Here is a 14,301-nt window from a genome sequence, read left to right as displayed (position 1 = left end):
GGTCAGCTTTCAGCGTGGGCTCCTCTGACGGGCACGGCGAAATTCCGTGCCGCTGGACATGACCGGGAACTCCACCGTATTACCTCGCCCAGGCGTGGTCGACAGAGTCCGAGCGAGTCACCCCGCTCACCCCGACCAGGCCAGGTGCGACGTCCACGGATCCGTGACGAGGGTGGAGACCTGGACCTGCACCGTACTCCCTCGCGCCGCGAGCCAGACGCGCAGCCGGTGGGCGAGGACGGGGAGCCACGTCCACTCCGCCGCCCAGTGCGGGACGTCGACCACGGCCGGTGCGCCCGGCTGCTCGCGCAGCTCGGAGACCGGATGGTGCCGCAGGTCGGAGGTGACGTACACGTCGGCTCCCGCAGCGCGCGCCCGTTCGAGCAGGAAGTCGCCCGACCCTCCGCACACGGCGACGCGTCGTACGAGGGAGTCGGCGTCGCCCGCGATCCGGGCGACGCCGTGGTTCGTCGGCAGTGCCGCCACGACCTGCGCGGCGAAGTCGGCCAACCTCATCGGCTCCTCGAGCACCCCGATCCGGCCGCTGCCGCGCGTGGTGTCGGGCACGTCGGCGATCGCGGTGACCGTGTACGCGACCTCCTCGTACGGATGCGCGGCCCGCACTGCGGCGAGGACGGCCCCGCGCAGCCTGCGGGCGGCGACGACCTCGATGCGCCGCTCCGCGACGTGCTCGACCGCGCCGGTCGTCCCGATCGCCGGGTCGGCCGTGTCACCGGGACGGAACGAGCCCGTGCCGTCGCTCACGAACTGGCACCGGTCGTACGCACCGACCTCCCCTGCGCCAGCGTCGTGCATCGCGCCGGCCACCGCGTCGGCGGCGTCGAGCGGCGCGTACACGACCCAGGCGTCGAGCGGGTCGACCGGATCGGCGTCGAGCGGGACGAGCTCGCTCACCCCGAGGGCGAGCGCGAGCGACTCCGAGACGCCGAGAACGGGCGAGTCGGCATTGGTGTGGCAGGTGTGCAGCGTGATCCCGTGCCGGACGAGGTCCTGCACGACGCGGCCCTTGGGCGTCGTCGCTGCGACACTGTGCACGCCCTTCAGGAGGAGCGGGTGGTGCGTGACGACGAGGTCAGCCTCCGACGCGACGGCCTCGTCGACGACGGCTTGGACAGGGTCGACCGCGAGCAGGACACGGCGCAGCGGCGCCTCGGGGTCGCCGACCGAGGTGCCGACGGCGTCCCACGAGTCCGCGTGACCCGGCGGGTACCACGAGTCGAGGAGGTCGATGAGGTCCCGTACACGCAGCTCGTTCACGTCCGCCACCCTACGACGGAGAGGTCGTCCGCCCGTACAGGTCGGGGCACCATGACGACGGCCCCAGCTCGCGCCGCACGTCGTTGCGCAGGAACACCCGGTGCCCGCACACGTCCGCTACCTGGTGGTAGTGCTCCGCGACCGCCGCCACGAACTCCGCGGTCTCGATCCCCCACCAGGTGAACGAGCCCATCTCGACGAGCCACACAGGGCGGTCGGGGGCGTCGAGCAGCGCCGTCAGCAGCTCCAGGTCGGGGTCGCGGACCCGGAGGGGGAGACTCCACGAGTACGGGTACGGGGCGCTCAGCCCGGCGACGCGCAGCACCTGCGGCGACCCGTACGCCACGAAGCCGGTGTCGCCCGGTTCGGCACTCGCGGCGATCCACTCCCCGACCGCGGTCCCGCTCGACGGGCGCTCGGTGATCGCCACGGGGGTCTGCCAGAGGACACCGACGAGCGTGGACGCGAGCGCCAGCACGACCGCGACCCGCGTGACGCGGAGCAGGCCCGCCCTGACCGCGAGGGCGGCGCCGAGCGCCAGCGGCATCGCGAGCTGCAACGCGTAGTGGCGCCACCACGAGCCACCTCCGGCGATCCCGATCACCGAGTACGCCAGCGCGGCCGCCGTCGCGAGCGCGACCGGGCTGCGGCGACGCCTCCACACCGCCCGCACGGTGAGTGCGGCCAGCAGTGCGGCGCCGGTGACGAGCAGTGTCAGCCCGAACGTGCGCATCCGTCGTTCTGGAGCCACGGTGCTCGACTCGATGATCACCCCCACCGCCCGCTCCCGGAACCCGTACAGCGCATCCCACAGTGCACCGATCCCGGGTCCCTCCGAAGCAGCCCAGACCGCGGCGAGGAGGATCGGGACCGCGGCCCCGAGCAGCAGCCCTCCGATCAGCCGCCATGCGCGGCGGCCGCCGATCAGCCACAGGACTCCGGCGAAGACGAACCCGTCGACGTAGTTCTGCTTCATCAGCACGCCGCACGCAGCCGCGACTCCGGCGGCCGCTGCGACCGCCCCTGCCCGGCGCCTCGTGGCGGGCCGGGCGACGAGGGTGGTGGCCGCCAGCGCGAGCGCCACGCTCAGCGTCACGAACGCCACCGCGGGCAGCGCCGTCGTCAGGCGTGGACCGCTGAACACCGGGGTCGAGGTGAGCGCTGCCATCACCGCCGCTGCCGCGACTGCGCCGCGCGCCCCCGCGATCGCCCGCCCCGCGTACCAGGCGGCGGCGACCGCGACGAGCGCGAGCGCGAGCGCGACGAGCCGCAGCGCCACGCGGTCACCGAGCACACCCGAGGCCGCGTCGGCGAGCCGGAACACCACGAGCAGCCCGGGCGGCCGGTCGACCCACTGGTTGCCGTACAGCTCTCCCCCCGTGGTGCCCCACTGGTCCGCGACCAGGAGGAACCCGCCCTCGTCGGACGAGAGCGGCGCCCACAGGAACGGCAGCCGCAGTAGCGTCGTGACGGCGAGCACCGCGAGGAGGACGCTGCGCGACCCCGACTCGAGCCAGCGCACGACACGACGCACCGTCGACCACGTCGGCGGTGCGTGCGCGCTCGGAGCCTGCGAGATCAGTACTGGATCACCATCCGGCCGTCGATCTTCCCCTGCTCCATCTCGTCGAAGATGTCGTTGATGTCGCCGAACTCCCGAGTCGGGAAGTCGAGGGCCTCGACCATGTCCTGCCGGGCCCCCACGATCGATCCGCGCAGCGTGAGGCCTTTGAGGACGACGTCGAAGATCGGCGTCGGGAAGTCCCCCAGCGGGAGCCCGACGTACGAGATGGTCCCGCCGCGCTTCGCGAACCCGATCGACTGCCCGAACGCCGACGGGCTGACGGCGGTGGCGCCGGCGCACAGCACAGGGGCGACCTCACCCGAGCCCGGCTGGGGAATCTCCCACTTCGTGATCGAGAGCGGCGCGGCGAAGTCGGTGACAGTCGCGGCGCGCATCGCCTCAGCCATGAGTTCCCCCGGACGGCAGTCGTGGATCTGCGCTTCGACTCTAACCTCGGGCACGTCCACGCGCAGACCCGGTCCGCGCATGGCCGAGCACGTCGCCGCCGTCGAAGGTCAGCCACTCCGGCAGTGCGGCCCGGTTCTCCTCGCTCGGGTCCACCCAGAAGCGACGGGGCGCGTGCCATGCCGCGTTCAGCCCCTCCTCGTGCGTGTTCCCGTTCTGCACCGAAGTCGGTCACGTACAGCACGTACCGATGCACTCCGAGGTCCCCGATCGTGGTCACGGTGCCTGGTCTTCGCCACGTGCTTCGCAGGGCCCCTCCCTGTCTTACGGGTCGCCCCGCTGGTGGGCGCAGAGGGGATCGAACCCCCGACCGCCTCGTTGTAAGCGAGGTGCTCTACCGCTGAGCTATGCGCCCGTCTCGCGCGCGTCCTGCCGCGCGGCGCCTCACCCTACCCGATCGCTTCGACGAGGGCTGGGGAGGACAGAGGCGTGGCCGCTGGCGTCTCGGGTCACCAGCGGCCACGCGTTGTCAAGTCTTGCACAGAACAGGGTCTGTGCGGGAGGTCATGCAGAGATTTCCTGGAGCGCACCGAGGTACGTCTTCAGGTCGCGCGCGTCCGGCAGACCGTTCTCGATCTTCCAGCGCACGACGCCACTCTCATCGACCAGGAAGCTGCCTCGCAGCGCGCACCCGCGGGCCTCGTCGAACACCCCGTACGACTGGGCGACCTCGCCGTGCGGCCAGAAGTCACTGAGCAGGGAGAACGACAGCCCGTCCTTCTCGGCGAAGGCCCGCAGCGCGAACATCGGGTCGCACGAGATCGCGAGCACCTCGGCGCCGAGGTCGTTGAACGCGGCCAGGTTGTCGCGCAGCTCGCACAGCTCGCCGGTGCAGATGCCGCTGAAGGCGAACGGATAGAACACGAGGAGCGTCTTCTTGCCACGCAGCGCGGACAGCGACACCTCCTCGCCGTGCTGGTTCTTGATGGTGAAGTCCGGGGCCTCGGAACCGATCTCGATCGTCATGGAGGGGATCACTCGCTCTCGTCAGTCGTCAGTCGGTGTCAGGTGGCGCTTGAGCACCTTGCCGGTCGCGTTGCGCGGCAGCTCGTCAACGAAGCGTACTTCCCGTGGAACCTTGTATCGCGCGAGGTGCTCACGAACGTGGGTCTTGAGCTCGCCCTCGCTCACGTGGACGTCCGCGCGCAGCGCCACCCACGCGACGAGGCGGTGTCCGAACTCGGCGTCCTCCACCCCGACAGCGGCCGCCTCGAGCACCGCAGGGTGACGCGCGAGGGTGTCCTCGACCTCCTGCGGATAGACGTTCTCGCCGCCGGAGACGATCATGTCGTCGTCGCGCCCCTCGACGAACAGCAACCCGTCGCGGATCGTGCCGACGTCGCCGGTCGACATCCGGCCGTCGATGACGTCTTTGGTGCTGCCGTTGGTGTACCCCTCGAACGGAAGCCCGTTCTGGACGAAGATGCGCCCACCCCGGCCGGACGACGCGCGCCCGGCGTCGTCGTACAGCGCGACCACCGTGCCGATCGGCGGTGCACCGGCAGTGCCCGGGTGCGCCCGCATCTGCGCAGGCGTCGCGATGGTCGCCCAGGCGCACTCGGTGGAGCCGTACGTGTTGTAGAGCGAGTCGCCGTACTGGTCCATCCACGCCGTCGCAAGGTCGCCCGGCAGCGCCGACCCGCTCGCGGCGACGACGCGCACGGAGCTCAGGTCGTACGAGTCGAGCTCGGCCTGCGGGAGCGCCAGCGCGCGTTGGAGCATGACCGGGATGACGACGGCCGCGTCGCAGCGCTGCTTGTCGAGCGTACGGAGGAAGTCGCGGGGGTCGAAGCGCCGACGGAGCACGAGCGTGGACCCCAGCAGCATCGCGAGGTTGAGGTGTCCCCAGCCCCAGGTGTGGAACAGCGGAGCGGCGATGTGCACGCTCCGGCGAGCCTCGAGCGGGATGCGGGACAACAGCGCGGCGCCCGCGCTCAACGACCCCGACCCGCGACTCGCGCCCTTCGGCGTGCCCGTGGTCCCCGACGTCAGGATGACGGAGTGACCCTCGCGACCGGGCGGCTCGAGGTCCGCGCCGTCGTGCCCCGCAGCGAGCGCGGCGACCGTGTCGTGGCCAGAGGTGTCGGTCCAGGCGAGCAGCCGGCGCACGTCCCCGGGTGCTCCCGCCACGACGTCGGCGAACTCCTCGTCGTGGACCACGACGACCGGCTTCTCGCGTCCGAGCAGCTCGGCGGTCTGAGGGCCTGAGAACGCGGTGTTGAGATAGAGGACGTCGGCGCCGAGCCGACCGGCGGCGACCGCGGTGATGACGAACCACCGGTGGTTGCGCGCCATCACCGCCACGGCGTCGCCCTCGCCGACGCCGAGCCCTGCGAACCCGCGCGCCAACGCGTTGGCCTGCCGGTGCAGCTCATCGAACGTGAGCGATCCTCGCTCGTCGTGGATGGCGATGCCGTGCGGGTCCCGCACGGCGAGCGACGCGTAGCCCCCCGCGAGACCGGTGCCCCACCTCGTCAGCGCAAGGCCGAGCCGGGCGAGCGTCCGCGGCCCGTACGGGCGCACGATGCCCGTCCGCGCCAACGTCGCCACGCTGCGAAGGGCGACGTCGGCTCTGTTGCGGCCGGGGCCACGCAGCACATTCGTCATGGGGGCACCTCACGATGTCGGCGGAATGCGTGCTCGAAAGTGTAACCGGCGGTTACATATAACGGAAAACGTCATCTCCGCGAAGCCCGGCAGCCCAGACTCCGTCCCCTGCGTCGCGTCAGCGTTTGTGCGTCGAGAGCTTGGTCGCGGCCCAGTCCGAGCCGGCCGGATTGGTCGTCGTCGTCGACAGCCCAGCGATCGGTGCCGCCTCGGCGATGTCGGCGCCGTCGACGTAACCGGATCGCCCGACCTTCGGCGTGAGCAGCCAGACCGTGCCGCCCTCGACCAGATCCTGCAGCGAGTCCATCAGGGCGTCTGCGAGGTCACCGTCGTCGGCGCGCCACCACAGGACCACACCGTCGACGACCTCCCCGTAGTCGCCGTCCACCATCTCGCTGCCGATGCGATCCTCGATCGACTCTCGGAGGGCGTCGTCGACGTCCTCGTCCCATCCGAGCTCCTGGACGACCATGTCCGGCTTGAAGCCAAGACGATCTCCGTGCCCCGGACGGTCCGCGTCCTGCGCGGTGGCGCTCACCCGTGCCTCCTCAATACGTGTTTGCCCAGGCCCACTCGTGCCTAGGCGCCACACACTAGCGGCTCTGCCGACTTCGGGGGGAAGGAGCGCGCAGGTCCGCCTGCCACGGGGCCGTCACGGCACGCACCGCAGCCGGGGAGGGGGCGGCTACTCGCGGGTATTAGGGCGCGGTGGAAGGATGGACGTCGGACGGCCGGGGACCTACCGGTACCCGCCGAACGCCGCTGCTGCGCACACCCGGTGCAGCCGCGATCTGTGCGAGATCAGCGCACTTGTACGAGAGAAGGAAACGAAGTGGCCCAGTCACCCGAGCGGCCCCCCGTCATCCACGAGGGTCTCCCGTCTCAGCTCCCCGACATCGACCCGGACGAGACCACCGAATGGCTCGACTCGTTCGACGAGATGGTCGACGAACGCGGCCGTGGACGGGCCCGATACGTGATGCTTCGCCTGCTGGAGCGGGCTCGCGAGAAGCAGGTTGGCGTCCCCGCGCTGACGAGCACCGACTACATCAACTCGATCCCGCCCGAGCGTGAGCCGTGGTTCCCCGGGGACGAGGACGTCGAGCGGCGCATCCGCGCCTACATCCGCTGGAACGCCGCCGCCATGGTGTCGCGCGCGAACCGCCCCGGCCTCGGTGTCGGCGGCCACATCGCGACGTACCAGTCGGCCGCGAGCCTGTACGAGGTGGGCTTCAACCACTTCTTCCGCGGCAAGGACCACCCCGGCGGCGGCGACCAGGTGTTCATCCAGGGACACGCCTCCCCCGGCATCTACGCCCGCGCCTACCTCGAGGGCCGGCTCACCGCCGAGCAGCTCGACCGCTTCCGCCAGGAGGTCAGCCACGGCCCGGGCAACGGACTGTCGTCGTACCCCCACCCGCGGCTCATGCCGGACTTCTGGGAGTTCCCGACCGTCTCCATGGGGCTGGCCGCGCTCAACTCGATCTATCAGGCGCGCTTCAACCGCTACCTCCAGAACCGCGGCATCAAGGACACCAGCGAGCAGCGCGTCTGGGCGTTCCTCGGCGACGGCGAGATGGGCGAGCCCGAGTCGCTCGGCGCGATCGGCCTGGCCGCGCGCGAGGAGCTCGACAACCTCACGTTCGTCATCAACTGCAACCTGCAGCAGCTCGACGGCCCGGTGCGGGGCAACGGCAAGATCATCCAGGAGCTGGAGTCGACGTTCCGCGGCGCCGGCTGGAACGTCATCAAGGTGATCTGGGGACGCGAGTGGGACGAGCTTCTCGCCCGCGACGTCGACGGGGTCCTCGTCAACCAGATGAACCGCACGCCCGACGGCCAGTACCAGACGTACTCGATCGAGGACGGCTCGTACACGCGCGACCACTTCTTCGGCGCCGACCCGCGCCTGCTCAAGATGGTCGAGCACCTGACGGACGACCAGATCTCCAAGCTGCCGCGCGGCGGTCACGACTACCGCAAGGTCTACTCGGCGTTCGAGGCCGCGATGAACCACACCGGCCAGCCGACGGTGATCCTGGCCCAGACCATCAAGGGCTGGACGATCGACGCACTGGAGGGCCGCAACGCGACCCACCAGATGAAGAAGCTCACCAAGGCCGACCTCAAGCGCTTCCGTGACCGGCTCTACCTGCCGATCAGCGACGCCGAGATCGACGAGGCCGAGATCGCGCCGTTCTACCACCCCGGCGAGGACTCCGACGAGATCCAGTACATGCGCGAGCGCCGCCGCCAGCTCGGCGGGTCGCTGCCCAAGCGTGTGGTCCGCTCGACGCCGCTCGAGCTGCCCGGCGACGACATGTACGCCGAGCTGCGCGGCGGCTCCGGCAACCAGGCGATCGCGACGACGATGGCGTTCGTCCGCCTGCTGCGCAACCTCATGCGCGACAAGAAGATCGGCTCGCGGATCGTGCCCATCGCGCCGGACGAGTTCCGGACGTTCGGCATGGACTCGATGTTCCCCACGGCGAAGGTCTACAACCCGCACGGTCAGTCGTACGAGTCCGTCGACCGGAAGATCCTCCTCGCCTACAAGGAGTCGACCGCCGGTCAGCTCCTCCACGAGGGCATCAGCGAGGCAGGCGCGGTCGCCTCGATGACCGCTGCGGGCTCGGCGTACGCGACCCACGGCGAGCCGATGATCCCGGTCTACATCTTCTACTCGATGTTCGGCTTCCAGCGCACCGGCGACTCCCTGTGGGCGATGGCCGACCAGATGTCCAAGGGCTTCCTCGTCGGCGCGACCGCCGGTCGTACGACCCTGACCGGTGAGGGCCTGCAGCACGCCGACGGCCACTCGCCGCTGCTGGCGCGCACCAACCCCGCCGCGATCCACTACGACCCGGCGTTCGGCTTCGAGATCAGCCGCATCGTCCAGGACGGCATGCGGCGGATGTACGGCAGCACTGAGGAGAACCCGCACGGCGAGGACGTGTTCTACTACCTCACCGTCTACAACGAGCCCGTCGTCCAGCCCGCCGAGCCGGAGGACCTCGACGTGGAGGCGCTGCTCAAGGGCATGTACCGCTATCGCGAGGCTCCGCAGCGCGAGGGCGACGCCCCCCGGGCGCAGATCCTCGCGTCGGGCGTCGCGGTCCCGTGGGCGCTCGAGGCGCAGCAGATCCTCGCCGACGAGTACGGCGTCCGCGCCGACGTGTGGTCGGTGACGTCGTGGAACGAGCTCGCACGTGAGGCCGACGCCGCTGAGCGTGCCTCGTTCAACGCGCCGGGCGAGGAGCCCGTCCAGCCGTACGTGACGCGCGCGCTCGCCGGCACGCACGGCCCGGTGCTGGCGGTGACCGACTACATGCGCGCGGTGCCCGACCAGATCTCGCGGTGGGTCCCGCACGCCTGGACGTCGCTCGGTGCGGACGGCTTCGGATTCGCCGACACACGGGCCGCAGCACGCCGCTTCTTCCAGATCGACAGCGCGTCGATCGTCGTGGGTGTGCTCGAGGCCCTCGCCGCTCAGGGCGAGGTGAAGCCGGAGACGGCCGCCGAGGCGTACGCGCGGTTCCAGCTCGACGACCCCACCGCAGTCGCAGGAGTGCCCCAGGAAGGCGCTGACGCCTGACGACGGCACGTCACGAGGGGTGAGCGCACGGTGGACTGAAGGGTCACCGGGCGTTCACCCCTCGTCCTCTAGAATGTCGTCATGGATCCCCGTGACGACACGACGTTCGATGCTGCCACGAGCGGGTCCGTGAGTGCTCCGGCACCCGCGACGGCCACGGTGGAGCAGGAGGCGTCGAAGGCCGAACGACGGACCCCGACGTGGCTGCGCGTCCTGCGCTGGCCCTACACCTTCCTCGTGGCGTTCTCGATCGTCGTCGGCGTCTTCACGATCTGGGCGTCCTACTACCTCGATCTCCCGATGCGCGACCCCGAGGGTTTCCTCGGTCCCGCGTACGTCCGTCTTCCGGCGCTCGGGTTCCTCTTCATCGGTGGCGGGCTCGCCGTGCAGGCGTTCCTCCAGAAGCGCACCTTCCGCGGCCTGTGGTCGCGCGCCGTCACGATCGTGCGCACGGAGTGGAGCTGGTCGCGCCTCGTCCACGCCGCGCTCGGTCTCATCGCCTTCTACGTCTCGTACGTGAGCTACCGCAACCTCAAGAGCTTCCTGCCGATCGTGCGCGACGAGGTGCTGTACGACGCCGACCTGATGCAGCTCGACCGGTGGCTGTTCTTCGGCCACTACCCCGCGCTGGTCCTGCACGCCGTGCTCGGGACCGGCTTCATCGCGCTGATCCTGTCGACGATCTACGTCTCGTACCTCATGCTCACGCCGGTGTCGCTGGCGGCGTTGCTCGTCCTCAACAAGGATCTCTCGCTCGGCGCCTGGTACGCGACGGCGCTGAGCCTCAACTGGATCCTCGGCGTCGCGAGCTACTACCTGATCCCGACGCTGGGGCCGATCTTCGCCAACCAGTCCTTGTTCTCCGACCTGCCCGGCGACAGTGGCGTGGCAGCGCTGCAACAGTCGCTGGCACACGCCCGCTACGACGTGCTGAGCAGCCCGTGGGACACCGAGAAGATCCACGGCATCGCCGGCTTCGCCTCGCTCCACGTCTCCGTGGTCCTCACCGCCTGCCTCTTCTTCCAGATCATCGGCCTCAACAAGTGGCTCCTGCGGACGCTGTGGGTCTACTTCACCGGCACCGTCCTCGCGACGATCTACTTCGGCTGGCACTACGTGCTCGACGACATCGGCGGCGTCATCATCGCCGTCCTCTCGATCGCGATCGGTGCCGCGGTGACGGGCAACTGGGGCTACCGCAAGAAGCGCAAGGCCGCCGAGGCGGCCAAGGCGGACGCCGCCTCCAGCGTGGCCTGACCTGGGTCAGCCCGCGTCGGCCGTGAGGTCGACGACAGCGGCCGCTGCCTCGACCGAGTCGGCACCCTCGGCGCGGGCGCCGCTGCGAAGGATCGCTCGCCAGCGCTGCGGGCGGTAGGTCGCCGCAGGCTGCTCGTCGACGAACGCGGTCAGCACGTCGACGAAGAGATCAGGCTCGTCCTTGTGCGGGAAGTGGCCGCTGTCGGGGAAGAGCCGGACCACCGTGTGCGGTCCGCGGCGCTGCGCGACGAGCGCGTGGCGGGCTGGGATCACCGCGTCCTTCTCGCCCCACACGAGGCATAGCGGGATCACCTCGGCGAGGTAGGCGCGATCGGTCATCGTGATCCGTTGCCCCCGCCAGTCGACGACATGGCTGGTCGCTGCGCGGACCGCGGCACGGTTGCCCGGGTCGCACAGCGCGGAGTAGACGCCGGCCACCTCGTCGAGGTCGCGGGTGTACGGGAGCCCCGAGCGCGACAGAGCGCGCAGCCCCGCACGGACGGGACCGCGCAGCGGTGGCACGGTGAGCGCTCTGAGGCCGAGACCTGCACCGGGGACCGTGAGCAGGCGGATCAGCGGCGTCACGTCCGCTCCGAGGCCGCCGGGGGCGACGAGGCAGATGCGCTCGGTGCGCTCGGGGTACTGGTAGGCGAACTGCATCGCCACACCACCCCCGAAGCTGTGCCCGACGATGGTGACCCGCTCGATCTCGAGGTACGCGAGGAGGTCGCGCATTGCGTTGGCGTAACCGCCGAGCGAGTAGTCGCCGCGAGGCTTGTCGGACTCGCCGTGCCCAAGGAAGTCCGGGGCGATCACCCGGAACCGGTCCGCGAGGCGCCCCATCACGGGGAGCCACGTCGTCGAGTCGCACCCGAGGCCGTGCAGCAGGAGGAGCGCGGGCCCCTGCCCCGCCATCCGGTACGCCCGCCGGTGGCCGTGGAGCGAGACGAACCGCGTCCGGAGGGGGCCGGACTCGTCGGGCTCGCTCATCCGTCGCCGCTCCTCGTTCGTAGAAATTCGGCTCAGGATATCGGCTGGATGGCCCTGCTGCACCTACCCTGTTGCGTGTGAGCGAGGCGACGCACGAGCGGTACGCGCAGGTGTTGGACAAGGCCTCTGGCGACCTCACGACCGCGGCGATCGCGACGATGGAGCGCGATCTCGACTGGTTCCACGAGCTCGATGCCGAGCACCGGTCGTGGATCTCGCTGATCGCGCACGCAGGGATCGCGCAGTGCGCGGAGTGGATGCGTACGGGCGCTGCGCCGGTGGACGTCACGGCCACGGTCTTCGGCGCTGCCCCCCGCGGCCTCACGCGCCACGTCACCTTGCACCAGACGGTCGCGATGGTGCGCACGACGATCGAGGTAATCGAGCAGCACGCGACCCACCTCTTCGGCCCTGAGGACGTGGACGACGTGCGCCGAGAGCTGTCCTCGTACGCGCGGGAGGTCGCGTTCGCGACCGCCGACGTCTATGCGCGCGCGGCGGAGTCGCGTGGCCAGTGGGACGCCCGGATGGAGGCGCTCGTCGTGGACGCCGTCGTACGGGGCGAGCCCGAGGAGGTCATCCGCTCACGTGCCGCGGCCCTCGGCTGGGAGACGGACGGCACTGTCGTGGTGCTCGTCGGTGCTGCGCCACCGGCGCCGACGTCCGGCGAAGGCGGCGTCGTGGACGACGTGCGACGGCGCGCACGCGCCGCTGAGCTGTCCACACTGACCTCCGTACAGCTCGAGCGTCTCGTCGTGCTGCTCGGCGGCGTCAGCGACCTCCACGCCGCGGGCGCGGCGGTCGTCGACGCGTTCGGGTCGGGTGCGGTGGTCATCGGCCCGGGCGTCGACCACATCGCCCAGGCGCACCGGTCGGCACGTGCGGCGCTCGCGGGCCTACGCGCGGCGACGGGGTGGGTGGCCGCCCCACGGCCCGTCCTCGCCGACGACCTGTTGGTCGAACGCTCTCTCGCCGGCGACGGGCACGCGCGGCGCGCTCTGGTCGACGGGGTCCACACGCGGCTGAGCGAGTCCGATCCGACGCTTCACACGACGCTCTCGACCTTCTTGGAGACGGGAGCCTCGGTCGAGGCGGCGGCCCGACGGTTGTTCGTCCATCCGAACACGGTGCGCTATCGGTTGAGGAAGGTGCGCGAGGTGACGGGGCTCGAGCCGCTCGACCCACGCGGCGCCTACACGCTGCGCGTAGGACTGACCTTGGGCGGGCTCCTGATGTCGCCCGGGGAGCAGCGACGTCCGCCGTTGTAGGAACCCCACAACCGACCGTGAGTATTTTGTGCCAAGTCCCCTTCGTGATTCCGGGGCCGTCACAGGCAGTCTTGGTGACGTGCTCGTGATTCGTCGTCGTGACCACGGTTGAGGATCTACTCCCCCGCCACTAGGCCGGGGTTCCGACCTACGCGGCTCGGAGCGGACCCAATCCGAGGTTTCGTCGGAGGAGTGCGCGGCGGCCGCACAGCGGCCTCAACGGGGGCCGGCACCGCCAGGCGGTGACGGGCTGCGCAACGAGCACGGCCTCGCAGGGGCGTTCGGGGGTCGCCCTTGCGACGCCGCCGGCCGCGTCCAGGTGGACGCGGCCGGCGGCGCATGGTCGGCCTTTGTACCGTCTCTCGTCCACCTGAGGACTTCCCCATGCACACGCCAGCGTCGTCCGTCGTCGAGGAGCTCACCGCGATCGTCGACCAGATCGCACCCGGCCGAGCGCCCGGCGTGCTGAGCCTGTCGTCGTCGTTCGTCGACGATCTCCGGATGGGCCCGTTGTCGCTCGGCGCGCTCTCCCTCGGGATCGAGGAGCGCTTCGACGTCCGCGTTCCCGTGGCCGCGTTGTCGGGGACGGTGGGGGATGTGGTGGCTCACGTCGAGCGAGAGCTCGCATCGGGCTGAGAGCGAGAGCTCGCATCGGGCTGACCCACGCCCCCTGTGTCCGGGCTTCGGTCGTTTGTCATGATGGAGGCCGATCAGCGAGGAGGGGCACCTTGATGGATCTGAGCAGCGACTCCGCCGACGGAGCGCGCAACCGCCTCGTGCTCAAGATCGTGCTCGGTCTCGTGGGCGCCGGGATCGCGATGGGACTGATCTTCGGGTTCGCCGGGGCATCGGCGATCCGCGCACTCGGCTTCAAGGCTGAGCCGACTCCCTCGGCCCCGGCCGCGAGCGAGGAGACGGACGAGCCGGAGGAACCGACGGAGACCACGCCCGCCCCGACGACACCACCGCCGACGACGTCCTCGCCGAAGCCGAAGGATCCCCGGTTCGAGGCATCGAGCGACGCGGTCGGTCCGGGTGAGCGCATCGAGTTCACCGGCCGCGCCCCCGAGCTGGGTGCCGGGTCGACGCTGCAGGTCCAGCGCCGTGAGGGTCAGGACGGCGAGTGGGGAGACTTCCCCGTCACCGCAACGACCCGCAAGGGCGGGACGTTCTCAACGTGGATCGTGACGAGCCGGACGGGCTCGTGGGAGTTCCGTGTCGTCGGTGACGGATTCACCTCGCCGAGCGCGCGCGTCGAGATCGGCTGACGCCGACCG

12 protein-coding genes and 1 tRNA gene are annotated in these 14,301 nt (G+C 70.6%); 5 read left to right on the top strand and 8 right to left on the bottom strand.

What is annotated here, in order from left to right; translation table 11 throughout:
- Positions 1–126: 126 nt before the first annotated feature.
- The 7 genes from ACFSDF_RS12285 to ACFSDF_RS12255 form a co-directional block, all read right to left on the bottom strand.
- A complete protein-coding gene (locus ACFSDF_RS12285; protein WP_167251933.1) occupies positions 127–1,278 on the bottom strand; it encodes a Nif3-like dinuclear metal center hexameric protein in 1,152 nt (383 codons plus the stop codon).
- A 10-nt stretch (positions 1,279–1,288) separates the two neighbouring features.
- Positions 1,289–2,812 (bottom strand): hypothetical protein, encoded by a 1,524-nt coding sequence (locus ACFSDF_RS12280; RefSeq protein ID WP_377157680.1) that lies wholly within the window; start codon positions 2,810–2,812, stop codon positions 1,289–1,291.
- Between the two features lie 44 nt (positions 2,813–2,856).
- Positions 2,857–3,249, bottom strand: coding sequence for a zinc-binding dehydrogenase (locus tag ACFSDF_RS12275; RefSeq protein WP_377157678.1), 393 nt, complete (start codon positions 3,247–3,249; stop codon positions 2,857–2,859).
- Between the two features lie 338 nt (positions 3,250–3,587).
- Positions 3,588–3,662, bottom strand: a tRNA-Val gene (locus ACFSDF_RS12270).
- A 149-nt stretch (positions 3,663–3,811) separates the two neighbouring features.
- Entirely contained in the window at positions 3,812–4,273 is a 462-nt protein-coding gene (locus tag ACFSDF_RS12265) for a peroxiredoxin (RefSeq protein WP_377157676.1), read from the bottom strand.
- A 21-nt stretch (positions 4,274–4,294) separates the two neighbouring features.
- Entirely contained in the window at positions 4,295–5,914 is a 1,620-nt protein-coding gene (locus ACFSDF_RS12260; RefSeq protein WP_167008069.1) for an AMP-binding protein, read from the bottom strand.
- A 118-nt stretch (positions 5,915–6,032) separates the two neighbouring features.
- Positions 6,033–6,452, bottom strand: coding sequence for a DUF3052 domain-containing protein (locus ACFSDF_RS12255; protein WP_167008065.1), 420 nt, complete (start codon positions 6,450–6,452; stop codon positions 6,033–6,035).
- Positions 6,453–6,746: 294 nt separating this feature from the next.
- Here ACFSDF_RS12255 and aceE point away from each other — a divergent pair, with 294 nt between their 5' ends.
- Both aceE and ACFSDF_RS12245 read left to right on the top strand, forming a co-directional pair.
- Entirely contained in the window at positions 6,747–9,509 is a 2,763-nt protein-coding gene (aceE, locus tag ACFSDF_RS12250) for a pyruvate dehydrogenase (acetyl-transferring), homodimeric type (protein ID WP_167008062.1), read from the top strand.
- Between the two features lie 81 nt (positions 9,510–9,590).
- Entirely contained in the window at positions 9,591–10,766 is a 1,176-nt protein-coding gene (locus ACFSDF_RS12245; RefSeq protein ID WP_167008059.1) for a phosphatase PAP2 family protein, read from the top strand.
- A gap of 6 nt (positions 10,767–10,772) precedes the next feature.
- On the opposite strand, the gene ACFSDF_RS12240 is transcribed toward ACFSDF_RS12245, so the two are convergent.
- Positions 10,773–11,756, bottom strand: coding sequence for an alpha/beta fold hydrolase (locus ACFSDF_RS12240; protein ID WP_167008056.1), 984 nt, complete (start codon positions 11,754–11,756; stop codon positions 10,773–10,775).
- Positions 11,757–11,833: 77 nt separating this feature from the next.
- Between ACFSDF_RS12240 and ACFSDF_RS12235 the strand changes: the two genes are divergently transcribed.
- The 3 genes from ACFSDF_RS12235 (at position 11,834) to ACFSDF_RS12225 (ending at position 14,292) form a co-directional block, all read left to right on the top strand.
- A complete protein-coding gene (locus ACFSDF_RS12235; protein ID WP_243843102.1) occupies positions 11,834–13,024 on the top strand; it encodes a PucR family transcriptional regulator in 1,191 nt (396 codons plus the stop codon).
- Positions 13,025–13,408: 384 nt separating this feature from the next.
- Entirely contained in the window at positions 13,409–13,660 is a 252-nt protein-coding gene (locus ACFSDF_RS12230; protein WP_167008053.1) for an acyl carrier protein, read from the top strand.
- A 95-nt stretch (positions 13,661–13,755) separates the two neighbouring features.
- Positions 13,756–14,292 carry a hypothetical protein gene (locus tag ACFSDF_RS12225; protein ID WP_167008050.1) on the top strand — a complete coding sequence of 179 codons (537 nt, stop codon included), beginning with the start codon at positions 13,756–13,758 and terminating at the stop codon, positions 14,290–14,292.
- Positions 14,293–14,301 lie beyond the last annotated feature (9 nt).

This window comes from Mumia zhuanghuii (genome assembly GCF_042681565.1).
Classification (GTDB): domain Bacteria; phylum Actinomycetota; class Actinomycetes; order Propionibacteriales; family Nocardioidaceae; genus Mumia.
The sequence above is the reverse complement of the archived record's forward strand: the minus strand, read 5'-3'. Positions and strand labels throughout refer to the sequence as shown.